The sequence below is a fragment of the Streptomyces sp. NPDC052020 genome (genome assembly GCF_040680575.1).
Classification (GTDB): Bacteria; Actinomycetota; Actinomycetes; order Streptomycetales; family Streptomycetaceae; genus Streptomyces.
On the sequence record NZ_JBFAWY010000001.1, the window covers coordinates 43,073 to 67,378 of the forward strand.

Sequence of the window (24,306 nt, forward strand, 5' to 3'; positions counted from 1 at the left end):
GCGCGGAGTCTTACGCACCGGCCGGGCGGCCTTTACTCTGATCCCTGCTCGATAGTTACTCGTGAGTTAAACAACGGCTCGCGAGGGAGACCAGCCGCACCTGAGCCAGCCGCACTGTCGCGGGCCCGGAGGATGTCGTGAGCGACGCACAGACACTGATCGAGAAACGTCCGCCGTCCGTGGCGGGCCTCTTCCTGGAGCGCGTGGCGGCCACGCCGGACGCCGAGGCGTACCGTTACCCGGTTCCCCCCGCCTCCGGACAGGGCCCGGACGACTGGAAGTCGCTGAGCTGGGCGCGGGCCGCCGAGCGGGTCACCGCCATCGCGGCCGGGCTGATCGAGCTCGGGGTGCGGCCGGAGCAGCGGGTGGCGCTGGCCTCGTCCACGCGGATCGAGTGGATCCTGGCCGACCTCGGGATCATGTGCGCGGGCGCCGCCACGACCACCGTCTACCCGCAGACCAACGCCGAGGAGTCGGCGTACATCCTGTCGGACTCCGGGAGCCGGGTGCTCATCGCGGAGAACGCCGAGCAGCTGGCCAAGGCCCGCGCCAAGCGCGACGAGCTGCCCGAGCTGACGCACATCGTCGTCATCGACGGCGAGGGCGCCGAGACCGGCGAGGGGGTGCTCACGCTCGCCGAGCTGGAGAGCCGCGGCGCGGCCCGCCTGGAGAAGGAGCCCGAGCTGGTCCAGGAGCGGGTCGGCGCGATCACTAAGGACCAGCTCGCCACCCTCATCTACACCTCCGGCACCACCGGCCGGCCCAAGGGCGTCCGCCTCCCGCACGACAGCTGGTCCTACATGGCGAAGGCGATCGCCGCGACCGGACTGATCACCGGCGACGACGTGCAGTACCTGTGGCTGCCGCTCGCGCACGTCTTCGGCAAGGTGCTGACCTCCGGCCAGATCGAGGTCGGCCACGTCACCGCCGTCGACGGCCGCGTCGACAAGATCATCGAGAACCTTCCGGTGGTCCAGCCGACGTACATGGCGGCCGTGCCCCGCATCTTCGAGAAGGTCTACAACGGCGTCGCGGCCAAGGCGAAGGCGGGCGGTGCCGCCAAGTACAAGATCTTCCAGTGGGCCGCCGAGGTCGCCCGGGAGTACGCCAAGGTCACCCAGGACAACTTCCGCCGCACCGGCACCGCGAGCGCCCCCTTCGGCCTGTCGGCGAAGCACAAGGTCGCCGACACCCTCGTCTACGCCAAGATCCGCGAGGCGTTCGGCGGCAACCTGCGCGCCTGCGTGTCGGGCAGCGCCGCCCTCGCGCCCGACATCGGCTACTTCTTCTCCGGCGCCGGCATCCACATCCTGGAGGGCTACGGCCTCACCGAGTCCTCCGCCGCCTCCTTCGTCAACCCCGGCGAGGCGTACCGCATCGGCACGGTCGGCAAGCCGCTGCCCGGCACCGAGGTGCGCGTCGCCGACGACGGCGAGATCCTGCTGCGCGGCCCCGGCATCATGCAGGGCTACCACAAGCTGCCCGAGAAGACCGCCGAGGCGCTGGAGCCGGACGGCTGGTTCCACACCGGCGACATCGGCGAGCTGTCCCCCGACGGCTACCTGCGCATCACCGACCGGAAGAAGGACCTCATCAAGACCTCCGGCGGCAAGTACGTCGCGCCCGCCGAGGTCGAGGGCCGGTTCAAGGCGCTGTGCCCCTACGTCTCCAACATCCTCGTGCACGGCGCCGACCGGAACTTCTGCACCGCGCTGATCGCCCTGGACGCGGACGCGATCACCGAGTGGGCCGCGGAGAACGGCCTGGAGGGCAAGCCGTACGCGGAGATCGTCGCCGCGCCCGCCACCGTGGAGATGGTCGACGGTTACGTCCGGCAGCTCAACGAGGGCCTCCAGCGCTGGCAGACGATCAAGAAGTTCCGGCTGCTGCCGCGCGACCTCGACGTCGAGCACGGCGAGATCACCCCGAGCCTGAAGCTGAAGCGGCCGGTCGTCGAGCGGGAGTACCGGCACCTGATCGACGAGATGTACGAGGGGACGCGCGAGGCGTAGCGGCCCCGGGAGGGGAGCCGGGGGCGGACCGGAGGCGGGGTTCCCGGCGCGGGGAACGCCGCCCGGTGCTGGACAATGGAACCCATGCCCTCCGCACTCCCCGACGGCGAACCCGTCCCCGCCGACGGCGCCCTGCCCGCGTCCGCGCTGGCCGGGGCCGCCGACCGGCCCCTCGGCTTCTACCTGCACGTCCCGTACTGCGCCACCCGCTGCGGCTACTGCGACTTCAACACCTACACCGCCACCGAGCTGCGCGGCACCGGCGGCGTCCTCGCCTCCCGCGACAACTACGCCCAGACGCTGACCGACGAGATCCGCCTCGCCCGCAAGGTGCTCGGCGACGACCCCCGCGAGGTCCGCACGGTGTTCGTCGGGGGCGGCACGCCGACGCTGCTGGCCGCCGGCGACCTCGTACGGATGCTGCGCGCGATCCGCGACGAGTTCGGGCTGGCGGCGGACGCCGAGATCACCACGGAGGCCAACCCGGAGTCGGTCGGCCCGGCCTACCTCGCCGAACTCCGCGAGGGCGGCTTCAACCGGATCTCCTTCGGCATGCAGAGCGCCCGGCGGCATGTGCTGAGGGTGCTCGACCGCACCCACACCCCCGGACGGCCGGAGGCGTGCGTGGCCGAGGCCCGCGCGGCCGGCTTCGACCACGTCAACCTGGACCTGATCTACGGCACCCCCGGCGAGTCCGACGACGACTGGCGGGCCTCCCTGGACGCGGCCCTCGGCGCCGGACCGGATCACGTCTCCGCCTACGCGCTGATCGTCGAGGAGGGCACGCAGCTCGCCCGCCGCATCCGCCGCGGCGAGGTCCCGATGACCGACGACGACGTCCACGCCGACCGCTACCTGATCGCCGAGGAGACCCTGTCCGCGGCCGGTTTCGCGTGGTACGAGGTGTCGAACTGGGCGACCTCGGAAGCGGCCCGCTGCCTGCACAACGAGCTGTACTGGCGGGGCGCCGACTGGTGGGGCGCGGGACCCGGCGCGCACAGCCACGTCGGCGGTGTGCGGTGGTGGAATGTGAAGCACCCCGGCGCCTACGCGGCGGCCCTGGCGGCCGGGCGGTCGCCCGGCGCCGGGCGCGAGCTGCTGAGCGAGGAGGACCGCCGGGTGGAGCGGATCCTGCTGGAGCTGCGGCTGCGGGAGGGGGTGCCCCTGTCGCTGCTGCGGCGGGAGGGCCTGGCGGCCGCCCGCCGCGCGCTGTCGGACGGGCTGCTCCAGGAGGAGCCCTACGAGCGGGGACGGGCCGTGCTCACCCTGCGGGGGCGGCTGCTGGCGGACGCGGTGGTCCGGGATCTGGTGGACTGATTCATCTGGCGGAGTGAATCACCACGGAATGCGAGTTCGACCCCTAGCCTGGTTCGTAGGCTGCCGCCGACAGGACGCGGCGGATGTGGAGGGCCACGGAGATGACCGCTGTGGACGAGCGCGGGATGACGAAGTTCTTCGAGGAGTTCGAGCCTCCCGAGGGCGTCAAAGCCGAGCTTTTCCGGGGGGTAGTCGTGCTGATGGCCGGCCGTGATCTGGTGCACAACATGATCGTGGAAGACGTGTTGGACCAGATTCCGCGCAAGAGGTGGTCTCGTCTCCAGACGCAGGACGTCGACATCCCCGGCGAGGCCAGTGAGCCCGTGCCGGACTTGGTGGTCCTGCGGCGTGATCTCAGGCCCGATTCCGGGCGCCTGCTGCCGTCTCCCCTGGTCACGATGGTCGTGGAGGTCGTCTCCAAGTCCAGCGTCCACCAGGACTACGCGGTCAAGCGGTCGATTTACGCGGCGGGGAAGGTGCCCGCCTACCTCATCCTCGATCCGGTCATGGCGCAGTGCGTGCTGCTGACGGAGCCCGCGGGCGAGGGTGAGGGCGCCGACTACCGGGCGCAGCGGATCGCCAAGTTCGGTGACCCGCTGCCGCTGGAGGTTCTGGGGATCGAACTGGACACGAGCGAGTTCGGGACGCTCCCCGGTGTCAGGCCCCACCGCTATCCGTGACGAAGTCGATCAGTTCCTCCACCCTGCCCAGCAGCTCCGGCTCCAGGTCCTTGTAGGACCGCACCCGCCCCAGGATGTGCTGCCAGGCCGCCCCCGTGTTCTGCGGCCAGCCCAGTGCCCGGCACACCCCCGTCTTCCAGTCCTGCCCGCGCGGCACCCGCGGCCATGCCTCGATACCGAGGGAGGACGGCTTGACCGCCTCCCAGACGTCGATGAAGGGGTGGCCCACCACCAGGGCGTGCTCGCTGGTCACCGACCGCGCGATGCGCCACTCCTTCGAGCCCGGCACCAGATGGTCCACCAGGACGCCGAGGCGGGCGTCCGGGCCGGGGGCGAAGGAGGCCACGATCGACGGCAGGTCGTCGACGCCCTCCAGGTACTCCACGACCACGCCCTCGACGCGCAGGTCGTCGCCCCACACCTTCTCGACCAGCTCGGCGTCGTGCCGCCCCTCGACGTAGATGCGGCCGGCGCGGGCCACGCGCGCGCGGGCGCCGGGCACCGCCACCGAGCCGGACGCCGTGCGGGTGGGCCGCGCCGGTCCCGACGGCGGCCGTACCAGCGTGACCACCTTGCCCTCCAGCAGGAAGCCCCGCGGCTCCATCGGGAACACCCGGTGCTTGCCGAAGCGGTCCTCCAGGGTGACCGTGCCCGCCTCGCAGCGGATCACCGCCCCGCAGAAGCCGGTAGCGGGCTCCTCGACCACCAGGCCCGGTTCGGCCGGTACCTCCGGGACCGGCCGGGGCTTCTTCCAGGGTGGGGTCAGGTCGGCGGAGTACACACGGGGGCGCGGGCCCGAAGGGCCCTCGCTGGAAGGGCGGTGGCGGGAGACGGGTGGGCGCATTCTTCCGACGATAGGAGGGGTCCGCGGGACCCGTTCAACGCGACACGCCGAAGCGCCCCGCCAGCGCGTCCCGCTGCCGCCGCACGAACGCCGCGTCCACCACCGCCCCGTGGCCGGGTACGTACAGCGCGTCCTCGCCGCCCAGGTCCAGCAGCCGGTCCAGGGCGGCCGGCCAGCGGGACGGCACGGCGTCGGGGCCGGCCTGCGGCTCGCCGGACTCCTCGACGAGGTCGCCGCAGAAGACCACCGCCGGGTCGCCCGGCACCACCACCGCCAGGTCGTGGGCGGTGTGCCCGGGGCCCACGTCGGCCAGCAGCACCCGCCGGCCGCCGCCCAGGTCGAGGGTGTGCTCGCCGCGCACCTCGTGGCCCACGGGGACCAGCGCCCGCGCCGCCTTCCGCGCCCGCCGCGCGTCCAGCCCGTTGGCCACCGCGTCCGCGCGCAGCTCCTCCCGGCCGCGGGCGAGCGCCGCGCCGATCCCCGCCGCGCCGAACACCTCCGCGCCCGGGAACGCCGCCGCGCCGAGGACGTGGTCGAAGTGCGGGTGGGTCAGCGCGAGATGCGTCACACGGCGCCCGGCCAGCCGCCGCGCCCGCGCGCGCAGCCGCGCGCCCTCCCCGAGGCTCGAACCGGCGTCGATCAGCAACGCCGCGTCCCGGCCGGTCACGAGCCCCACCGTGCAGTCCCACACCGGCAGCCGGCACCGCCCGGTCCCGGGCGCCACCCTCTCCCACCCCTGCTCTTCCCAAGTCACCCTCATACCGGCGACGCTAGCGGGCACGGGACCAGCCTTGCCGGGGACGTACCTCACCGCCGTACACTGGGCCGGGGAAGGTTGGCACTCGCACGCGCCGAGTGCCAGGCGAAAACAGGGAAGAGACCCGGCGGACGACTTCTGGAGGTGTGCGCGATGCTCAGTGAACGCAGGCTTCAGGTGCTGCGCGCCATCGTCCAGGACTATGTCGGCACCGAGGAGCCCGTCGGCTCCAAGGCGCTCACCGAGCGGCACAACCTCGGCGTCTCCCCGGCCACGGTGCGCAATGACATGGCGGCCCTGGAGGACGAGGGGTACATCGCCCAGCCGCACACCAGTGCGGGGCGAATCCCCACCGACAAGGGCTACCGGCTGTTCGTGGACAAGCTGGCCGGGGTCAAGCCGATGACCGCGCCCGAGCGGCGCGCGATCCAGAACTTCCTCGAGGGCGCCGTCGATCTCGACGACGTGGTGGCGCGCACGGTGCGGCTGCTCGCGCAGCTGACCCGGCAGGTCGCCGTCGTCCAGTACCCGTCGCTGACCCGTTCGACCGTGCGGCACGTGGAGCTGCTCTCCCTCGCGCCGGCCCGTGTGATGCTCGTGCTGATCACGGACACCGGGCGGGTCGAGCAGCGGGTGGTCGACTGCCCGGCGCCCTTCGGCGAGACGTCCCTGGCGGATCTGCGCGCGCGGCTGAACAGCCGGGTCGCGGGCCGCCGGTTCACGGATGTGCCGGGCCTGGTGGAGGACCTCCCCGACGCCTTCGAGGTCGAGGACCGCGGTACGGTCTCCACGGTGCTCTCCACTCTGCTGGAGACCCTCGTCGAGGAGAACGAGGAGCGGCTCATGATCGGCGGTACCGCCAATCTCACCCGCTTCTCGCACGACTTCCCCCTCACGATCCGGCCGGTGCTGGAGGCGCTGGAGGAGCAGGTCGTCCTCCTGAAGCTGCTCGGCGAGGCGCAGGATCCGGGCGTGACCGTCCGTATCGGTCACGAGAACGCCCACGAAGGACTCAACTCCACGTCCGTCGTGTCGGTCGGCTACGGTTCGGGCGGCGAGGCTGTCGCCAAGCTCGGCGTGGTCGGACCGACCCGCATGGACTACCCGGGAACGATGGGAGCGGTACGCGCAGTGGCACGGTACGTCGGACAGATCCTGGCGGAGTCGTAGGTGGCCACGGACTACTACGCCGTACTCGGCGTGCGCCGCGACGCGTCGCAGGAAGAGATCAAGAAGGCGTTCCGGCGGCTCGCTCGCGAGCTGCACCCGGACGTCAACCCCGATCCGAAGACGCAGGAGCGGTTCAAGGAGATCAACGCCGCTTACGAGGTGTTGTCGGACCCGCAGAAGAAGCAGGTCTACGACCTCGGCGGCGACCCGCTCTCGCAGTCCGGCGGGGCCGGCGCGGGGGGCTTCGGGGCCGGCGGCTTCGGGAACTTCTCGGACATCATGGACGCGTTCTTCGGCACGGCGTCGCAGCGCGGGCCGCGCTCGCGCACCCGCCGCGGCCAGGACGCGATGATCCGCATCGAGGTCGAGCTGGACGAGGCGGCCTTCGGCACGACCAAGGACATCCAGGTCGACACCGCGGTGGTGTGCGCCACCTGTAGCGGTGAGGGCGCCGCGCCGGGCACGTCCGCCCAGACCTGTGACATGTGCCGCGGCCGCGGTGAGGTCTCCCAGGTCACCCGGTCCTTCCTGGGCCAGGTCATGACGTCGCGTCCCTGCCCCCAGTGCCAGGGCTTCGGCACGGTCGTCCCGACGCCGTGCCCGGAGTGCGCCGGTGACGGCCGGATCCGCTCCCGCCGGACCCTCACCGTCAAGATCCCCGCCGGTGTCGACAACGGCACCCGCATCCAGCTCGCCGGGGAGGGCGAGGTCGGCCCCGGCGGCGGTCCCGCCGGCGACCTGTACGTGGAGATCCACGAGCTCCCCCACCCGGCGTTCCAGCGCCGCGGTGACGACCTGCACTGCACGGTCACCCTCCCGATGACGGCGGCGGCCCTCGGCACCAAGGTGCCGCTGGAGACGCTCGACGGCCGGGAGGAGGTCGACATCCGCCCGGGCACCCAGTCCGGCCAGTCGATCCCGCTGCACGGCCGGGGCGTCACGCATCTGCGCGGCGGCGGGCGCGGCGACCTCATCGTCCACGTCGAGGTGCAGACCCCGACCAAGCTGGACCCCGAGCAGGAGCGCCTGCTGCGCGAGCTGGCCAAGCTGCGCGGCGAGGAGCGGCCGCAGGGCCAGTTCCAGCCCGGCCAGCAGGGGCTGTTCTCGCGGCTGAAGGACGCGTTCAACGGACGCTGAGGCGTAGGCGTAGGCGTAGGCGCAGGCGCGAGGGGCGGCCCCGGACCCCGGAGACCGCCCCTCGCGCCTGCGCGGCCGGAACCGGCCGGCGGACGGCGGTCGGCGTCCGCGCGGCCGGAAGGGCGCGTTCCGGAGGCGCCGCCGGGTGCCCCGCGAGAGCCCGTGCCGTCGGCTTATGCCGGTGGGCGGGCGGATTCGGACGGGTGCCCGGGACGTGACACCATGCGGTCATGTCCTCCGCGCTGACCGATCTGTTCCCCCTGCCGATCGTGCAGGCCCCCATGGCGGGCGGTGTCTCCGTGCCGCGGCTCGCCGCCGCCGTGAGCGAGGCGGGCGGGCTCGGGTTCCTGGCCGCCGGGTACAAGACGGCCGACGGGATGTACCAGGAGATCAAGCAGCTCCGCGGGCTGACGGACCGGCCCTTCGGCGTCAACGTGTTCGTGCCGCAGCCGGAGACGGCCGACCCCGCCGCCGTCGGCGTCTACGCCCACCAGCTCGCGGGCGAGGCCGCCTGGTACGAGACCGAGCTCGGCGACCCCGACAGCGGCCGGGACGACGGCTACGACGCCAAGCTGGCGGTGCTGCTGGACAACCCGGTGCCGGTGGTCTCCTTCCACTTCGGCTGCCCGGGCCGCGAGGTCCTCGACGCCCTGCGCCGCGCCGGCACCCTCACCCTGGTCACCGCGACCACCGCGGACGAGGCCCGGGCCGTGGAACGGGCCGGGGCGGACGCGGTGATCGCGCAGGGCGTGGAGGCCGGCGGCCACCAGGGCACCCACCGGGACGTGCCGGAGGCGGACGGCTCCGGCACCGGGCTGCTGACGCTGGTCGCCCAGGTGCGCGAGGCGGTGAGCCTGCCGGTCGTCGCCGCCGGCGGCCTCATGCGCGGCGGGCAGATCGCCGCGGTGCTCGCCGCGGGCGCGAGCGCCGCCCAGCTGGGCACCGCCTTCCTCGCCACCGACGAGTCCGGCGCGCACGACCTGCACAAGCGGGCCCTGACCGACCCGCTGTTCGTCCGTACGGAGCTGACCCGCGCGTTCTCCGGGCGCCCGGCGCGCGGCCTGGTCAACCGCTTCCTGCGCGAGCACGGCCGGTACGCCCCCGCCGCCTACCCGGACGTCCACCACCTCACCGCGCCGCTGCGGGCGGCGGCGGCCGGGGCGGGCGACGCGCAGGGCATGGCGCTGTGGGCGGGGCAGGGCCACCGGATGGCCCGGGAGCTGCCCGCGGGGCGGCTGGTGGAGGTACTGGCGGCCGAACTCGCGACCGCCGTCACGACGTTGCCGGGTCGCCCGGCGGGAGGTGCGGGCCGATGACGGCGCCGGTGTTCGTGGTGGACTCCCTCGGGCCGGCGGACCTGCCGGGCGGGGAGTACGTGCTGGACGGCCCCGAGGGCCGGCACGCCGTCTCCGTCAAGCGGCTGCGGCCCGGTGAGGACGTCGTCCTCACCGACGGGCGGGGACGCTGGGCGGAGGGCGTGGTGAAGGCCGCCGAGGGCAAGGACCGGCTCGTCGTGGCGGGGCTGGCGAGCGTGCGCGAGGAACCTCCCGGGCGGCCCCGCGTCACCGTCGTCCAGGCGCTGCCCAAGGGCGACCGCGGCGAACTCGCCGTGGAGACGATGACCGAGGTCGGCGTGGACGCGATCGTGCCCTGGGCGGCGGCCCGCTGCGTCACCCAGTGGAAGGGCGAGCGCGGGCTGAAGGCGCTGGCCAAGTGGCGGGCGACGGCCCGGGAGGCGGGCAAGCAGTCCCGCCGGGTCCGCTTCCCCGAGGTCGCGGACGCGGCCACGACCAAGCAGGTCGCCGCGCTGCTGGCCGGGGCCGACTTCGCCGCCGTCCTCCACGAGTCCGGCGAGCTCCCCCTGGCCACCGCCGACCTCCCCGCCTCCGGCGAGATCGTGCTGGTCGTCGGCCCCGAGGGCGGCGTCTCCCCCGAGGAGCTGGAGGCGTTCGCGCGGGCGGGCGCGCGGCCCTACCGGCTCGGCCCCAGCGTGCTGCGCACCTCGACCGCAGGTACGGCCGCCACGGCGGTGCTGCTGGCCCGCACCGGCCGCTGGAGCTGACGGACCGTCCGGCCGACCTCCGGCGGACCTCCGGCCGGGCGGCCCGGCGGGCGGCCGCACCGGCGCGCGCGTGGCCGTATGCGCTCTACCGTCCGGGCGGGGCGGTGGCAGTCTGCCCTTCATGGGGGCGTCGAGGCCGGTCCGGCGGGGACCGCGCGGACGGCGGACGGCGATCGCGGGCGTGTTCGCGGCCGTCGCCGTGGCCGGGGCCGTCGCCTGCGATCCGGGCGGGCTGAGCTCCGTGTCGGTGGCGTACACGACCGACGAGTCGGTGACGCGGGAACTGGACCGGCGCGAGGCGAATGTGCGCTGGCTGACCTGCGACGCCTCCTACGGCGACGACGGTACGGCGTCGGCGCGTTCGGCCCCGGGGAGGACCGTCGCCTCCGTCGCCTGCGAGGGCGAGACGAGCGACGGCGGGGACATCACCGTCGACGGCGAGGTGACCCGCGTGGTCGACGGGGCCTGCGTCCGCGGTGACCTCACCGCCGAGGTGGGCGGCGAGCGGTGGCTGCGCGTCGACGGGCTGGGCGACTGCGACGCGACGCCCGCGCCGCCCGCGCCCGACTCCGCCCCGGGGCGGCCGGGGCCCACCGTCACGGTCACCAGGACCCTGTGGTGCCAGGGCGACCCCAAGTGCCTGCCGGTGGAGGGGAAGTGACGCCGGTGAGGGCGGGTGGCGGGCGAACCCGCCCTCTGTCCAGCGGGGCCCGTGCTGCATAGGGTGATCGGGTGACCCAGTCCGCATCGTCTGCCTACCTCCGTTACCCGCACCCGCACGGCGACCTGGTGGCCTTCACCGCCGAGGACGACGTATGGCTGGCCCCGCTCGACGGCGGCCGGGCCTGGCGGGTGAGCGCCGACAACGTGCCCGTGTCCCACCCGCGCGTCGCCCCCGACGGCACCACCGTCGCCTGGACCTCCACCCGCGACGGCGCCCCCGAGGTGCATGTCGCCCCGGTCGACGGCGGACCCGCCAGGCGCCTGACGTACTGGGGGAACTGGCGCACCCAGGTGCGGGGCTGGACGCCGGACGGCCGGGTGCTCGCCATCAGCGCCCATGGACAGGCCGGCGCGCGCCGCACCTGGGCCCGTGCCGTCCCCCTCGACGGAGGCCCCGCGCGGACCCTGCCCTACGGGCCCGTCGGCGACGTCGCCCACGGCCCGGACGGCACGGTGCTGCTGTCGTCGGTGATGACCCGCGAGGCGGCCTGGTGGAAGCGGTACCGGGGCGGCACGGCGGGCAAGCTGTGGATCGACCGGTCCTCCCCGGGAGAGGAAGGCCCGGGAGCGGAAGGCGCCGGGGAGTTCGTCCGGCTGCACGAGGAGCTGGACGGGAACATCGAGTACCCGCTGTGGGTGGGGGAGAGGGTGGCGTTCCTCTCCGACCACGAGGGCACCGGCGCGCTGTACTCCTCCCTGCCCGACGGCTCCGGTCTGCGGCGGCACACCCCCCTCGGCGGCTTCTACGCCCGGCACGCCGCCACCGACGGCACCCGGGTCGTGTACTCCAGCGCCGGGGAACTGTGGGTGCTGGACGACCTGGACGGCGCCGAGCCGCGCCGGCTCGCCGTCCGGCTCGGCGGCCCGCGCGTCGACCTCCAGCCGTTCCAGCTCAACGCCGCCCGCTGGTTCGGGTCCGCCTTCCCGGACCACACCGCGCGGGGCAGCGCCGTCGCCGTACGCGGCGGCGTGCACTGGGTCACCCACCGCTCGGGCCCGGCCCGCGCGCTGTCGGTGCGGCCCGGCGTCCGGGCCCGGCTGCCGCGCGTCTTCCGCGCCGACGGCGAGGAGTGGGTGGTGTGGGTGACGGACGCCGAGGGCGACGACGCCCTGGAGTTCGCGCCCGCCACCGGGCTCGCGCCCGGCGCCACCCCGCGCCGGATCGCCGCCGGGCGGCTCGGCCGGGTCCTGGGGCTGGCGATGGCCCCGGACGGCAGCCGCGCCGCCGTCGCCTCCCACGACGGTCGGGTCCTGCTCGTCGAACGCGCGACGGGCGAGGTCCGCGAGGTCGACCGCAGCGAGCACGGCGACGCCTCCGGGCTCACCTTCTCGCCCGACTCGGCCTGGCTCGCCTGGTCGCACCCCGGGCCGGACCCCCTGCGCCAGCTGAAACTGGCCCACACCACCGACCTGTCGGTCACCGAGGCGACCCCGCTGCGGTTCCGCGACTACGCCCCGGCGTTCACCCTGGACGGCAAGCACCTCGCCTTCCTGTCCACCCGCTCCTTCGACCCGGTCTACGACGAGCACGTCTTCGACCTGGCCTTCGTGGAGGGCGCCCGCCCGTACCTGATCACGCTGGCCGCGACCACGCCCTCGCCGTTCGGGCCGCAGCGGCACGGCCGCCCCTTCGACACCTCCGACCACCGGGAGGAGACCCCCGACAGCGAGGGCACCCCCGCCACCCGCGTCGACCTGGAGGGCCTGGCCGACCGGATCGTGCCCTTCCCCGTCGAGGCCGCCCGCTACTCCAACCTGCGCGCCGCCAAGGACGGCGTGCTGTGGCTGCGCCACCCGGTGACCGGTGTGCTCGGCGCCTCCCGCGCCACCCCGGACGACCCGGACCCGCACACCGAGCTGGAGCGCTACGACCTCGCCCAGCAGCGCCTGGAGCACCTGGCCGGCGACGTCGACCGCTTCGAGGTCAGCGGCGACGGCAAGCGGGTGCTGATGCGGACCGACGGCCGGCTGAAGGTCGTCCCCAGCGACCGGCGGGCCTCCGGCGACGACGACAGCGACACCAACATCACCGTCGACCTGACCCGCGTCCGGCAGACGGTGGACCCGGCGGCCGAGTGGCGGCAGATGTACGAGGAGACCGGCCGCGTCATGCGGGACCAGTTCTGGCGGCCGGACATGAACGGCGTCGACTGGGACGCCGTCCTGGACCGCTACCGGCCGGTCCTTGACCGCGTCGCCACCCACGACGACCTGGTGGACCTGCTGTGGGAGGTGCACGGCGAGCTGGGCACCTCGCACGCCTACGTCATCCCCGGCGGCGGCTTCGGCGGCGGCGCCCCGCAGGGCCTGCTCGGCGCCGACCTGTCCCGGCACGAGGACGGCACCTGGCGCGTCGACCGCGTCCTGCCCTCGGAGACCTCCGACCCCGAGGCCCGCTCCCCGCTCGCCGCGCCCGGTGTCGCGGTCCGCCCGGGGGACGCGATCCTCGCCGTCGCCGGGCAGGGCGTCGACCCGGTCACCGGGCCCGGCCCGCTGCTGGCCGGCACGGCGGGCAAGCCGGTGGAGCTGACGGTCTCGCCGTCCGGCGGCGGCGAGCCGCGGCACGCGGTGGTCGTGCCCGTCGCCGACGAGGAACCCCTGCGCTACCACGCCTGGGTCGCCGACCGGCGGGCCTACGTCCACGAGCGGTCCGGCGGCCGGCTCGGCTATCTGCACGTCCCCGACATGGTCGGTTCCGGCTGGGCGCAGCTCCACCGCGATCTGCGGGTGGAGGTCGCCCGCGAGGGGCTCGTCGTCGACGTGCGCGAGAACCGCGGCGGGCACACCTCCCAGCTGGTCGTGGAGAAGCTCGCCCGCCGGGTCGTCGGCTGGTCGGTGCCGCGCGGCATGCGGCCGCAGAGCTATCCGCAGGACGCGCCCCGCGGCCCGGTCGTCGCCGTCGCCAACGAGTTCTCCGGCTCCGACGGCGACATCGTCAACGCCGCGATCAAGGCCCTCGGGCTCGGCCCGGTGGTGGGCACCCGGACCTGGGGCGGGGTCATCGGCATCGACAGCCGCTACCGCCTCGTCGACGGCACGCTGATCACCCAGCCCAAGTACGCCTTCTGGATGGAGGGCTGCGAGTGGGGCGTGGAGAACCACGGCGTGGACCCGGACGTGGAGGTGGTGCAGCGCCCGCAGGACCACGCGGCGGGCCGCGACGCGCAGCTCGACGAGGCGATCCGGCTCGCGCTGGCGGCGCTGGAGGAGACCCCGGCCAGGACGCCGCCCACCCTGCCCGCCCTTGACGACAGGCCATAGTCGCTACGATGCACCGGTACATGATCACCGGGCGTGAGGAGGCACACGCATGGCAGGGGAGCCACAGGACGACTGCCTGTTCTGCAAGATCGTCGCAGGGCACATCCCGGCGACGGTCGTCCGCGAGACGGAGACGACGCTCGCGTTCCGCGACATAAACCCCCAGGCGCCCACGCACGTCCTGGTGATCCCCAAGGCACACCACGCGGACGCCGCCGCGCTCGCCGCCGCGGACCCGGCGCTCGCCGCCGACGTGCTGCGCGAGACGCGGGCGGTCGCCGAGGAGGAGAAGCTGGACAGCTACCGCATCGTGTTCAACACGGGCAGCGGCGCCGGGCAGACCGTCTTCCACACCCACGCCCACGTCCTCGGCGGGCGCGGGCTCCAGTGGCCTCCGGGGTAAGGCGCCTTGTCCGTACGCGAACTGGTCGTCCTCGGCACGGCCAGCCAGGTCCCGACCCGGCACCGCAACCACAACGGCTACCTGCTGCGCTGGGACGGCGAGGGCATCCTGTTCGACCCCGGCGAGGGCACACAGCGCCAGATGCTGCGCGCCGGGGTCGCCGCCCACGACCTGAACCGGATCTGCGTCACCCACTTCCACGGTGACCACAGCCTCGGCCTGGCCGGGGTGATCCAGCGCGTCAACCTCGACCAGGTGCCGCACGAGATCACCGCCCACTACCCGCGCTCGGGCCGGCGCTTCTTCGACCGCCTGCGGTACGCCACCGCCTACCGCGAGACGGTCGGCATCACCGAGGCGCCGGTCGCCGCCGACGGGGTCCTGGCGGCCACGCCCGCCTACACCCTGGAGGCGCGCAAGCTGTCCCACCCCGTCGAGTCCTACGGCTACCGGCTGATCGAGCCCGACGGGCGCCGCATGCTGCCCGAGCGGCTGGCCGCGCACGGCGTCAAGGGCCCGGACGTGGGCCGCCTCCAGCGCGAGGGGTCGCTCGGCGGCGTGCGGCTGGAGGACGTCAGCGAGGTGCGGCGCGGCCAGCGGTTCGCGTTCGTCATGGACACCCGGCTGTGCGACGGCGTGCACGCGCTGGCCGAGGGCTGCGACCTGCTCGTCATCGAGTCGACCTTCCTCGACGAGGACGAGCCGCTCGCGGTCGAGCACGGGCACCTGACCGCCGGGCAGGCCGCGCGGGCCGCCCGGGACGCCGGGGTGCGGCACCTCGTGCTGACCCACTTCAGCCAGCGCTACACGGACCCCGAGGAGTTCGAGCGGCAGGCGCGGGCGGCCGGATACGAGGGCGAGCTGACGGTGGCCCGCGATCTGCTGCGGGTACCGGTTCCGAAACGTCGGTGAAACGGCCGTACCATGCTCTGATGCCCCTGCCCAAAGCTGAACTGCACCTGCATATCGAAGGCACGCTGGAGCCCGAGCTGGCCTTCGAGCTGGCCGCGCGCAACGGCGTGCCGCTGCCGTACGCCACCACGGACGACCTCCGCGAGGCGTACCGGTTCCAGGACCTCCAGTCCTTCCTGAACCTGTACTACGAGCTGATGGCCGTCCTGCGCACCGAGCGGGACTTCGAGGAGCTCGCCGACGCCTACCTGGCCCGCGCCGCCGCGCAGGGCGTGCGGCACGCGGAGATCTTCTTCGACCCGCAGGCCCATCTCTCCCGCGGGGTCGCCATGGGCACCGTCGTCGAGGGGCTGTGGCGGGCGCTGGGCCGCGGCGAGGACAGGCACGGCGTCTCCACCCGGCTGATCCTGTGCTTCCTGCGCGACGAGTCCGCCGAGTCGGCCCTGGAGACGCTCCGGGCCGCCACGCCGTACCTGGACCGGATCACCGGCGTCGGCCTGGACTCCGCCGAGGTGGGGCATCCGCCGGCGAAGTTCCGCGAGGTCTACGAGGCCGCCGCCGCCCTCGGTCTGCGCCGGGTCGCGCACGCCGGTGAGGAGGGCCCGCCGGAGTACATCACCGAGGCCCTGGACGTCCTGGGTGTCGAGCGGGTCGACCACGGCCTGCGCTGCATGGAGGACCCGGCCCTGGTCGAGCGGCTGGTGCGGGACCGGATCCCGCTGACGCTGTGCCCGCTGTCGAACGTCCGGCTGCGCACCGTCGCCGCCCTCGCCGACCACCCGCTGCCCGCCATGCTGGACGCCGGGCTGCTGTGCACGGTCAACTCCGACGACCCGGCCTACTTCGGCGGCTACGCGGGCGACAACTTCGACGCCGTGCGCCAGACGCTGGGCCTGGACGAGAAGTGGCTGCGCGAGCTGGCCCGCAACTCCTTCCTCGCCGCCTTCCTGGAGGACGACGAGGAGCGGCGGGAGCGGTACCTCGCCGAGGTGGAGGCGTACGACTTCGACGCCCGGCGCTGAGGCGCTAACCGATGCCGGACCCCGGCGTGGCCGCCGCCTGCCGGGGTCCCGCCGTGTCGTAGGCGCGCTGGGCGGGCACGGCCGGGGCGTCGACGGTGATCTCCACCACCGGCTGCTCCCGGGCGCCGATCTCGGGGACCGCCCCGGCGGGCGTGCCGGGGGAGGCGGCGACCACCGCCGCCGCCGTCCCGCCGCGGCGGCGGACGGCGCCGGGCAGCGGCGGGCGCCCGCCGGTGTGCAGGGCGACGGCGGTCATCGGCACGGCGACCAGCAGCAGACCGGCGCCGAGCACCGCGCCCATCACCGGGAACCCGGCCTGCGCGGAGAGCACGCTGCCGGTCAGCGGCCCCGCCGCCGTCCCCAGCGAGGACGCCGAGCCGACCAGTACCGCCCACCGGCCGCGCGGGTCGAGCGAGGCGGCGAGGCCGATCAGGTACGACAGCACGATCGGGTACAGCGTGTTCCAGGCGATCTCCCCGGCCGCGAAGGTGCCCAGCCCCTGCGCGGAGGCGCTCAGCGCGATGCAGCCCGCGATGAGGACCGTGCCCGCCCCGATGGGCAGCGCCCGTCCCAGCCGCGCCCCGAGCGCCCCGGCCGCCAGCACGCCGAGCAGGCCCGCGCCCAGCGCCACGGCGAACACCACGCCGATGGCGGCCTCGCTCAGGTGCGCCTGGGACAGGCCGATCCGGCCGCTGACGCCCCACAGGGAGTTCTGCGCGAGCGACCACAGCGGCATGACGGCGACGAGGAGCAGTCCGGAGCGGCGGTGGGGCAGCGGGGCCTCGGCGGCGCGCGACCGGGCGGCGCCGGTGCCGGAGGGCAGCCAGCCCGTGGCGGGCCACACGGCCAGCGCGGTCAGGGCGAGCGCGGCCAGCGGCAGGCCGTGGCCGGGGCCGAGGTGCGGGACCGTCAGGTAGACGGCACCGGCGAGGCCGGAGACGCTCAGCAGCCCCAGGGTGGAGGCCCGGTGCGGGTCCCGCTGGGCGGCGATCCGGGTGGCGGCGACCGTGGTGGCCGTACCCGATCCGAAGCCGCCGACGACCGCGCCGGCGACGACGGCCGGGACGGCGGTGGTGAGCGCGGCGCCGCCGTAGCCGAGGACGGCGAGGACGAGGCCCGTCCGGGCCAGGGCGCGGGCGCCGACGCGTTCGACGCGGGAGGCGAGCAGGAAGCCCGCCGTCGCCGAGCTCAGCAGCAGCGCGCTGCCGACGGCGCCCGCCTGCGTGGCGGAGAGCGGAAGCCCGGAGTCGAGCCGGCCGACGGTGGTCGGCAGCAGATACGGGGCGAGGTACCCGGCCGTGAACAGGGCGACGAGGGGCCAGGGGGTGGTGCGGGGGGCGAACACGGGCGTTCCCAGGGCATGCGAAAGAAGCGGTTCGAGGGGGGAAGGGGCGCCGACCGTCGACGGACAGGAACGCGCGGCCAATTTGTATCAAGCGGCGACAGGGCGCGGGGGCGCGGGGGGTGTGATGGGCGCCACGGCAGCGTTTGGTGGCGCGGGCAACCGGGTAAGAGGGTGCGCCGCCGGTGCCGCGGGGCGGGGCGAGCCCGCCGCCGCCCGTGGACCGAAGGCCCGGCGGGCCCATTGACGGCCCCCGTCCGCCTCCCTAGCCTCCATCTGCATACGTGGACACCATCCATAGGCAGAGACGGGGAGACGGGGAGATGGGGATGAGGGCCGTGGACCGGACGCCGGCGCGGGAGAGGACGGGCGGCCCCGAGGCCCCGCCCGCCGCCGGACCCCACCGCGCGGGAGCCGCCCGGTGAACCTCACCGTCGAGAGCGTCCGCCTGACGCCGGTCCTGGTCGCCGATCCGCCGCTGTTGAACACCCAGGGCGTCCACCAGCCCTACACGCCCCGGCTGATCGTCGAGGTGGTGACCGCCGACGGGATCACCGGCGTCGGCGAGACCTACGGCGACACCAAGTACCTGGAGCTGGCCCGCCCCCTCGCGGAAAAGGTGACGGGACGCCGGGTCAGCGACCTGAACGGCCTCTTCCGGGACGCCGACGAGGTGGCCGTCGACGCCTCCCGGGTCCTGGGCCAGGCCGACGTCGGCGGCCTGCGCGGCGTCCAGACCGCCGACAAGCTGCGCCTGTCCGTCGTCTCCGCCTTCGAGGTCGCCTGCCTCGACGCCCTCGGCAAGGCCCTCGGACTGCCCGTGCACGCCCTGCTCGGCGGCAAGGTGCGCGACGCGGTCGAGTACAGCGCGTACCTGTTCTACAAGTGGGCCGGCCACCCGGCGGGCGTGCCGTCCGAACGGGACGACTGGGGCGCCGCCCTGGACCCGGCCGGCGTGGTGGAGCAGGCCCGGATCTTCACCGAGCGGTACGGCTTCACCTCCTTCAAGCTCAAGGGCGGTGTCTTCCCGCCCGAGGAGGAGATCGCCGCGATCCGCGCCCTCGCCGGCGCCTTTCCCGGTCACCCCCTGCGCCTGGACCCCAACGGCGCCTGGTCGGTGGAGACCTCCCTGAGGGTCGCGGCGGAACTCGGCGACGTCCTGGAGTACCTGGAGGACCCCGCGCTCGGCACCCCCGCCATGGCCGAGATCGCCGCCCGCGCCGGCGTGCCGCTCGCCACCAACATGTGCGTGACGACCTTCGCCGAGATCCCGGAGGCGTTCACCCGCGGCGCCGTCCAGGTCGTCCTCTCCGACCACCACTACTGGGGCGGCCTGCGCAACACCCAGCAGCTCGCCGCGATCTGCCGCGCCTTCGGCGTCGGGGTGTCCATGCACTCCAACACCCACCTCGGCATCAGCCTCGCCGCCATGACCCACGTCGCCGCGACCGTCCCGGACCTCCACCACGCCTGCGACTCCCACTACCCCTGGCAGTCGGAGGACGTCCTCACCGAGCGGCTGGTCTTCCGGGGCGGACGCGTCGCCGTCTCCGACGCCCCCGGGCTCGGCGTCGAACTCGACCGCGACCGGCTCGCCTTCCTGCACCGGCGCTGGCTCGACGACGACGGCGCGCTGCGGGACCGCGACGACGCGGCCGCGATGCGCGCCGCCGACCCGGCCTGGGCCACTCCTTCCGTCCCCCGCTGGTGACCCGCCGGCCGCCGGGGCGCGCGGGCGGGACCGGCGGCGGCACCCGGTGACGTGACCGGAGCGCGAGGGCGACTCCACCGCGCTGTCAGTACGGTGGTGCACACTGGCTGGACCCGCATCTCCTCAGGGAGCGCACCGTGACAGCGTCCGCCGTGTCCACCGCGTCCGATGTTTCCGCGACGACGTCCGCCATGTCCGCCATCTCTTCCGTGACCGCCCTACCGACCGCCCCCAGGGCCTCCGGCCTGCCCGCCGGGCCGGGATCGCACGGCCACGCCCAGGTCGACCCCCTGGGCGCCCTGCGCACCCCGGCCGACCCCACCTGGGACGTGTACCTGACCGGCACCGTCTTCCTCGACATCATCTTCACCGGGCTCGACTCCGCCCCCGTGCGCGGGACCGAGTCCTGGGCCCGGGGGATGGGGTCCAGCCCGGGCGGCGTGGCGAACATGGCGACCGCGCTGGCCCGCCTCGGCCTGCGCACCTCGCTCGCCGCGGCCTTCGGCGACGACCACTACGGCGACTACTGCTGGGACGCGCTCGAACAGGGCGAGGGCATCGACCTGAGCCCGTCGCGCACCGTGCCCGGCTGGCACTCGCCGGTCACGGTCTCCATGGCCTACGAGGGAGAGCGCACGATGATCTCCCACGGCCACGAGCCGCCGCCGGAGGAGCCCGCGCCCGACTGCCTCCCGCGCGCGCGTGCCGCCGTCGCCTCGCTGACCCCCGGCCGGCCGGCCCCCTGGATCGCGCGGGCCGCGGCCCGGGGCACCCGCGTCTTCGCCGACGTCGGCTGGGACGAGACCGGCGCCTGGGACCTGGCGGGCCTGGCCGACCTCGCCCACTGCGAGGCGTTCCTGCCCAACGCCGAGGAGGCCATGCGCTACACCGGCGCCCGCTGCCCCCGGGCCGCAGCGCACGCCCTGACCGAGCACGTACCGGTCGCGGTGGTCACCCTCGGCGCGGAGGGCGCGTACGCCGTGGACCGGCGCACCGGCGAGAGCGCCGAGGTGCCCGCCATCGCCGTCGAGGCGCTGGACCCCACCGGCGCCGGTGACGTCTTCGTCGCCGGGTTCGTCACCGGCTCGCTGGCCGGCTGGCGGCTCGCCGACCGGCTCGCCTTCGCCGGCCTGACCGCCGCCCTCTCCGTCCAGGAGTTCGGCGGCTCCCTGTCGGCGCCCGGCTGGACCGAGATCGCCGCCTGGTGGCGCGAGGTCCAGTCCGTCGACAGCCAGGACCCGGCGGCGCTGCGCCGGTACGCGTTCCTGGCGGACCTGGTCCCCGGCGAACTGGTCCGCCCGTGGCCCCTGCGCCGCGCGGTCCCCACCATCGGCTTCCGCTGCCCGGCCTGACCCCGCGCCGCCCCGCCCGCCGCCGGTTCCTCCGGCGGCGGGCGCCCCGGCGCCGGACCGGCGCCCGCGCGGCCCGCCGCGTCCCCGCCGGCTTGCGGGCCCTCGGCGGGGGACGGGCCCGCGGGTGCCTGCCGCGCGCTCTTCGGCGGCCCCGGCGGACCGCCCGCCCCGGCGGGCTCAGCCCTGGCCGGCGCCGGCCGCACCGGCGGCCGGGCGAGGGCGGCCGGACGGCCTGGCGAAAAGCCCTTCGGTGTTGTCACCCGCCCGTCGTACCCTGGGAATCGCGAGGCCGCCCTCAGCCGTGCGGCCGTGACGAGGAGGAACCGCAGGCCTTAAGCGCCGGCCCATGACTCAGACACCCACAGCTCACACCCCCGCGCAGGGGCAGGCGAAAGTGCAGTTCACCGTCCCCGCCCAGCACCCCATGGTGACCGTGCTGGGATCCGGTGACTCGCTTCTGCGCGTGATCGAGAAGGCTTTCCCGGCGGCCGACATCCACGTCCGGGGCAACGAGATCAGCGCGATCGGCGACCCCGCGGAAGTCGCCCTCGTTTCGCGCGTGTTCGACGAGATGATGCTCGTGCTCCGCACCGGGCAGCCGATGACGGAGGACGCTGTGGAACGCTCGATCGCCATGCTCAAGGCGAGCGAGACCGGGGAGGGCGACGGCCAGGAGACCCCGGCCCAGGTACTCACCCAGAACATCCTGTCCTCACGCGGCCGTACGATCCGGCCCAAGACGCTCAACCAGAAGCGGTACGTCGACGCCATCGACAAGCACACGATCGTCTTCGGCATCGGCCCGGCCGGTACCGGCAAGACGTACCTGGCGATGGCCAAGGCGGTGCAGGCCCTCCAGTCCAAGCAGGTCAACCGCATCATCCTGACCCGCCCGGCGGTCGAGGCGGGCGAACGCCTCGGCTTCCTGCCCGGCACCCTGTACGAGAAGATCGACCCGTATCTGCGCCCCCTGTACGACGCGCTGCACGACATGCTCGACCCGGACTCGATCCCGCGGCTGATGGCGGCGGGAACGATCGAGGTCGCGCCGCTGGCGTATATGCGCGGCCGTACCCTGAACGACGCCTTCATCATCCTCGACGAGGCCCAGAACACCAGCCCCGAGCAGATGAAGATGTTCCTCACCCGCCTCGGCTTCGACTCGAAGATCGTGATCACGGGTGACGTGACGCAGGTCGACCTGCCCAACGGGCAGAAGTCCGGCCTGCGACAGGTCCAGGAGATCCTGGAGGGCGTCGAGGACGTCCACTTCTCCCGGCTGTCGTCCCACGACGTCGTACGGCACAAGCTGGTGGGCCGTATCGTCGACGCGTACGAGAAGTACGACAGCGAGTTCGGCACCGAGAACGGCGGGCACAAGAAGCGTGGTACGCCCGGCGCCAAGGGATCCAAGGGGAAGTAGACCAGCACGACCATGTCGATCGACGTCAACAACGAATCCGGAACCGAGGTCGACGAGCAGGCGATCCTCGACATCGCCCGCTACGCGCTCACGCGGATGCGCATCCACCCGCTCTCCGAGCTCTCGGTGATCGTCGTGGACGCCGACGCCATGGAGCAGCTCCACATCCAGTGGATGGACCTGCCGGGGCCCACGGACGTCATGTCCTTCCCGATGGACGAACTGCGTCCGCCGTCGAAGGACGACGACGAGCCCCCGCAGGGCCTGCTCGGCGACATCGTGCTGTGCCCCGAGGTCGCCGCCCGGCAGGGCGCCGAGGCGCCCACGCGGCACACCATGGACGAGGAGCTCCAGCTGCTCACCGTCCACGGTGTGCTGCACCTGCTCGGCTACGACCACGAGGAGCCGGACGAGAAGGCCGAGATGTTCGGCCTCCAGGCGGCCATCGTGGACGGCTGGCGTGCGGAGAGGGGCCTGACCGGCCCGTCCCCGGCCCCGACCGTGTCATGAGCCTCGGGCTCGTCTCCGGCGCCGTCGCCCTCGTCGTCGTCGCCTGGCTCGCCGCCTGCGCGGAGGCGGGCCTGGCCCGCGTCTCCAGCTTCCGGGCCGAGGAGGCCGTACGGTCGGGGCGGCGCGGCGCCGCCAAGCTGGCCCAGGTCGCCGCGGACCCGACCCGCTACCTGAACGTGGCGCTGCTGGTCCGCGTCGCCTGCGAGATGGCCGCCGCGGCCCTCGTCACCCACGCCTGCCTGAAGGAGTTCGCCGGCACCGGCCAGGCGCTGGTGGTCGCCATCGCGGTCATGGTGCTGGTGTCGTACGTCGCCGTCGGGGTCTCCCCGCGCACCATCGGCCGCCAGCACCCGCTGAACACGGCGACCGTGGCGGCGTACGTCCTGGTGCCGCTGGCGCGGATCATGGGCCCGGTCCCGTCGCTGCTGATCCTCATCGGCAACGCGCTCACCCCCGGCAAGGGCTTCCGCCGCGGGCCGTTCGCCTCCGAGGCGGAGCTGCGCGCGCTGGTGGACCTGGCCGAGAAGGAGTCGCTGATCGAGGCCGACGAGCGCCGCATGGTGCACTCGGTGTTCGAACTGGGCGACACCCTGGTGCGCGAGGTGATGGTGCCGCGCACCGACCTCGTCGTCATCGAGCGCTACAAGACCATCCGCCAGGCCCTCACCCTCGCCCTGCGTTCCGGCTTCTCCCGGATTCCGGTCACCGGTGACAGCGAGGACGACATCGTCGGGATCGTCTACCTGAAGGATCTCGTCCGCAAGACGCACATCAGCCGCGACGCCGAATCGGAGCTGGTCTCCACGGCGATGCGCCCGGCGTTCTTCGTGCCCGACACCAAGAACGCGGGCGACCTGCTGCGCGAGATGCAGAAGGAGCGCAACCACGTCGCCGTCGTCGTCGACGAGTACGGCGGCACGGCGGGCATCGTCACCATCGAGGACATCCTGGAGGAGATCGTCGGCGAGATCACCGACGAGTACGACCGGGAGCTGCCGCCCGTGGAGGACCTCGGCGGAGGCCGCTACCGGGTCACCGCCCGCCTCGGCATCGGCGACCTCGGCGAGCTGTACGGCCTGGAGTCCTACGACGACGAGGACGTGGAGACGGTCGGCGGCCTGCTCGCCAAGGCGCTCGGCCGGGTCCCGATCGCCGGCGCCTCGTCCGTCGTCGAACTCCCCGACGGGCGCGGACTGCGCCTGACGGCGGAGGCCGCCGCCGGCCGCCGCAACAAGATCGTGACGGTGCTGGCGGAGCCGGCCGCCCCGGAGGACTTCGCGCCGGACGAGGAGGAGCGGGCGGGATGACCCCGGGGGAGCTGCGCGCGCTGTGCCTGTCCTTCAACGCGGCGGTGGAGGACTTCCCGTTCGACCCGGAGCTCTCCGTCTTCAAGGTCGGGGGCAGGCTGTTCGCCCTGACCAGCCTCGACGCGCGGCCCCTGAAGGTCAACCTCAAGTGCGACCCCGAGGACGCGATCCGGCTGCGCGCCGAGCACCCCGGCCTGATCGTCCCCGGCTGGCACATGAACAAGCGCCACTGGAACACGGTGACGGCCGGCGGCGGCCTGCCGGACGGCCTGGTGCGGGAGCTCGTCGAGGACTCCTACGACCTGGTGGTGGCGGGGCTGCCGCGCGCGGAGCGGCTGCGGCTCGACCGTCCCTGAGGGAG

General features: G+C 74.1%; 21 protein-coding genes. 18 read left to right on the forward strand and 3 right to left on the reverse strand.

All coding sequences use genetic code 11. The features are described 5' to 3' along the window. Positions 1–137 precede the first annotated feature (137 nt). The 3 genes from AB0L74_RS00195 (at position 138) to AB0L74_RS00205 (ending at position 4,009) form a co-directional block, all read left to right on the forward strand. On the forward strand, positions 138–2,012 hold the full coding sequence (locus AB0L74_RS00195; protein WP_365643599.1) for an AMP-dependent synthetase/ligase: 1,875 nt from the start codon (positions 138–140) through the stop codon (positions 2,010–2,012). A gap of 84 nt (positions 2,013–2,096) precedes the next feature. Next, entirely contained in the window at positions 2,097–3,329 is a 1,233-nt protein-coding gene (hemW, locus tag AB0L74_RS00200; protein ID WP_365643602.1) for a radical SAM family heme chaperone HemW, read from the forward strand. Positions 3,330–3,430: 101 nt separating this feature from the next. Next, complete coding sequence (locus AB0L74_RS00205; protein WP_365643605.1) at positions 3,431–4,009, forward strand: Uma2 family endonuclease; 579 nt, start codon at positions 3,431–3,433, stop codon at positions 4,007–4,009. Here AB0L74_RS00205 and AB0L74_RS00210 read toward each other — a convergent pair. After that, the gene (locus tag AB0L74_RS00210; RefSeq protein WP_365644458.1) at positions 3,987–4,790 is read right to left on the reverse strand and encodes a DUF3097 domain-containing protein; all 804 of its coding nucleotides are present in this window, start codon (positions 4,788–4,790) and stop codon (positions 3,987–3,989) included. The two genes, AB0L74_RS00205 and AB0L74_RS00210, sit on opposite strands and share 23 nt — an antisense overlap. A 97-nt stretch (positions 4,791–4,887) precedes the next feature. After that, a complete protein-coding gene (locus tag AB0L74_RS00215; protein WP_365643608.1) occupies positions 4,888–5,613 on the reverse strand; it encodes an MBL fold metallo-hydrolase in 726 nt (241 codons plus the stop codon). A 150-nt stretch (positions 5,614–5,763) separates the two neighbouring features. Here AB0L74_RS00215 and hrcA point away from each other — a divergent pair, with 150 nt between their 5' ends. The 9 genes from hrcA (at position 5,764) to AB0L74_RS00260 (ending at position 16,300) form a co-directional block, all read left to right on the forward strand. Further along, positions 5,764–6,780: a heat-inducible transcriptional repressor HrcA gene (gene hrcA, locus AB0L74_RS00220; protein WP_365643610.1), complete on the forward strand. Its 1,017-nt coding sequence runs from the start codon at positions 5,764–5,766 to the stop codon at positions 6,778–6,780. Beyond that, on the forward strand, positions 6,781–7,917 hold the full coding sequence (gene dnaJ, locus AB0L74_RS00225; RefSeq protein WP_365643613.1) for a molecular chaperone DnaJ: 1,137 nt from the start codon (positions 6,781–6,783) through the stop codon (positions 7,915–7,917). 230 nt (positions 7,918–8,147) lie between these two features. Continuing rightward, complete coding sequence (locus tag AB0L74_RS00230) at positions 8,148–9,233, forward strand: nitronate monooxygenase (protein WP_365643616.1); 1,086 nt, start codon at positions 8,148–8,150, stop codon at positions 9,231–9,233. After that, positions 9,230–9,979 (forward strand): 16S rRNA (uracil(1498)-N(3))-methyltransferase, encoded by a 750-nt coding sequence (locus tag AB0L74_RS00235; RefSeq protein ID WP_365643619.1) that lies wholly within the window; start codon positions 9,230–9,232, stop codon positions 9,977–9,979. The genes AB0L74_RS00230 and AB0L74_RS00235 overlap by 4 nt, the downstream gene beginning before the upstream one ends. A gap of 121 nt (positions 9,980–10,100) precedes the next feature. Then, positions 10,101–10,640 (forward strand): hypothetical protein, encoded by a 540-nt coding sequence (locus tag AB0L74_RS00240; protein ID WP_365643622.1) that lies wholly within the window; start codon positions 10,101–10,103, stop codon positions 10,638–10,640. Positions 10,641–10,711: 71 nt separating this feature from the next. Further along, a complete protein-coding gene (locus AB0L74_RS00245; RefSeq protein WP_365643625.1) occupies positions 10,712–13,963 on the forward strand; it encodes a S41 family peptidase in 3,252 nt (1,083 codons plus the stop codon). A 49-nt stretch (positions 13,964–14,012) separates the two neighbouring features. Next, on the forward strand, positions 14,013–14,366 hold the full coding sequence (locus AB0L74_RS00250; RefSeq protein ID WP_365643628.1) for a histidine triad nucleotide-binding protein: 354 nt from the start codon (positions 14,013–14,015) through the stop codon (positions 14,364–14,366). A gap of 6 nt (positions 14,367–14,372) precedes the next feature. Further along, positions 14,373–15,278 (forward strand): ribonuclease Z, encoded by a 906-nt coding sequence (locus AB0L74_RS00255; protein WP_365643631.1) that lies wholly within the window; start codon positions 14,373–14,375, stop codon positions 15,276–15,278. Positions 15,279–15,298: 20 nt separating this feature from the next. Further along, positions 15,299–16,300 carry an adenosine deaminase gene (locus tag AB0L74_RS00260; protein ID WP_365643633.1) on the forward strand — a complete coding sequence of 334 codons (1,002 nt, stop codon included), beginning with the start codon at positions 15,299–15,301 and terminating at the stop codon, positions 16,298–16,300. Between the two features lie 4 nt (positions 16,301–16,304). Here the strand turns inward: AB0L74_RS00260 and AB0L74_RS00265 are convergent, their stop codons facing one another. After that, positions 16,305–17,645, reverse strand: coding sequence for an MFS transporter (locus AB0L74_RS00265; protein WP_365643636.1), 1,341 nt, complete (start codon positions 17,643–17,645; stop codon positions 16,305–16,307). 418 nt (positions 17,646–18,063) lie between these two features. Here AB0L74_RS00265 and AB0L74_RS00270 point away from each other — a divergent pair, with 418 nt between their 5' ends. The 6 genes from AB0L74_RS00270 (at position 18,064) to AB0L74_RS00295 (ending at position 24,301) form a co-directional block, all read left to right on the forward strand. Beyond that, a complete protein-coding gene (locus AB0L74_RS00270) occupies positions 18,064–19,353 on the forward strand; it encodes a glucarate dehydratase family protein (protein WP_365643639.1) in 1,290 nt (429 codons plus the stop codon). A 245-nt stretch (positions 19,354–19,598) separates the two neighbouring features. Next, positions 19,599–20,705: a PfkB family carbohydrate kinase gene (locus AB0L74_RS00275; protein ID WP_365644461.1), complete on the forward strand. Its 1,107-nt coding sequence runs from the start codon at positions 19,599–19,601 to the stop codon at positions 20,703–20,705. 346 nt (positions 20,706–21,051) lie between these two features. Then, positions 21,052–22,128 carry a PhoH family protein gene (locus AB0L74_RS00280; RefSeq protein ID WP_365643641.1) on the forward strand — a complete coding sequence of 359 codons (1,077 nt, stop codon included), beginning with the start codon at positions 21,052–21,054 and terminating at the stop codon, positions 22,126–22,128. A gap of 12 nt (positions 22,129–22,140) precedes the next feature. Beyond that, positions 22,141–22,638: an rRNA maturation RNase YbeY gene (gene ybeY / locus AB0L74_RS00285; protein WP_365643644.1), complete on the forward strand. Its 498-nt coding sequence runs from the start codon at positions 22,141–22,143 to the stop codon at positions 22,636–22,638. Then, positions 22,635–23,945, forward strand: coding sequence for a hemolysin family protein (locus AB0L74_RS00290; protein ID WP_365643646.1), 1,311 nt, complete (start codon positions 22,635–22,637; stop codon positions 23,943–23,945). The genes ybeY and AB0L74_RS00290 overlap by 4 nt, the downstream gene beginning before the upstream one ends. Further along, positions 23,942–24,301, forward strand: a complete 360-nt coding sequence (locus AB0L74_RS00295; RefSeq protein WP_365643649.1) for an MmcQ/YjbR family DNA-binding protein — start codon at positions 23,942–23,944, stop codon at positions 24,299–24,301. The genes AB0L74_RS00290 and AB0L74_RS00295 overlap by 4 nt, the downstream gene beginning before the upstream one ends. Positions 24,302–24,306: the final 5 nt, after the last annotated feature.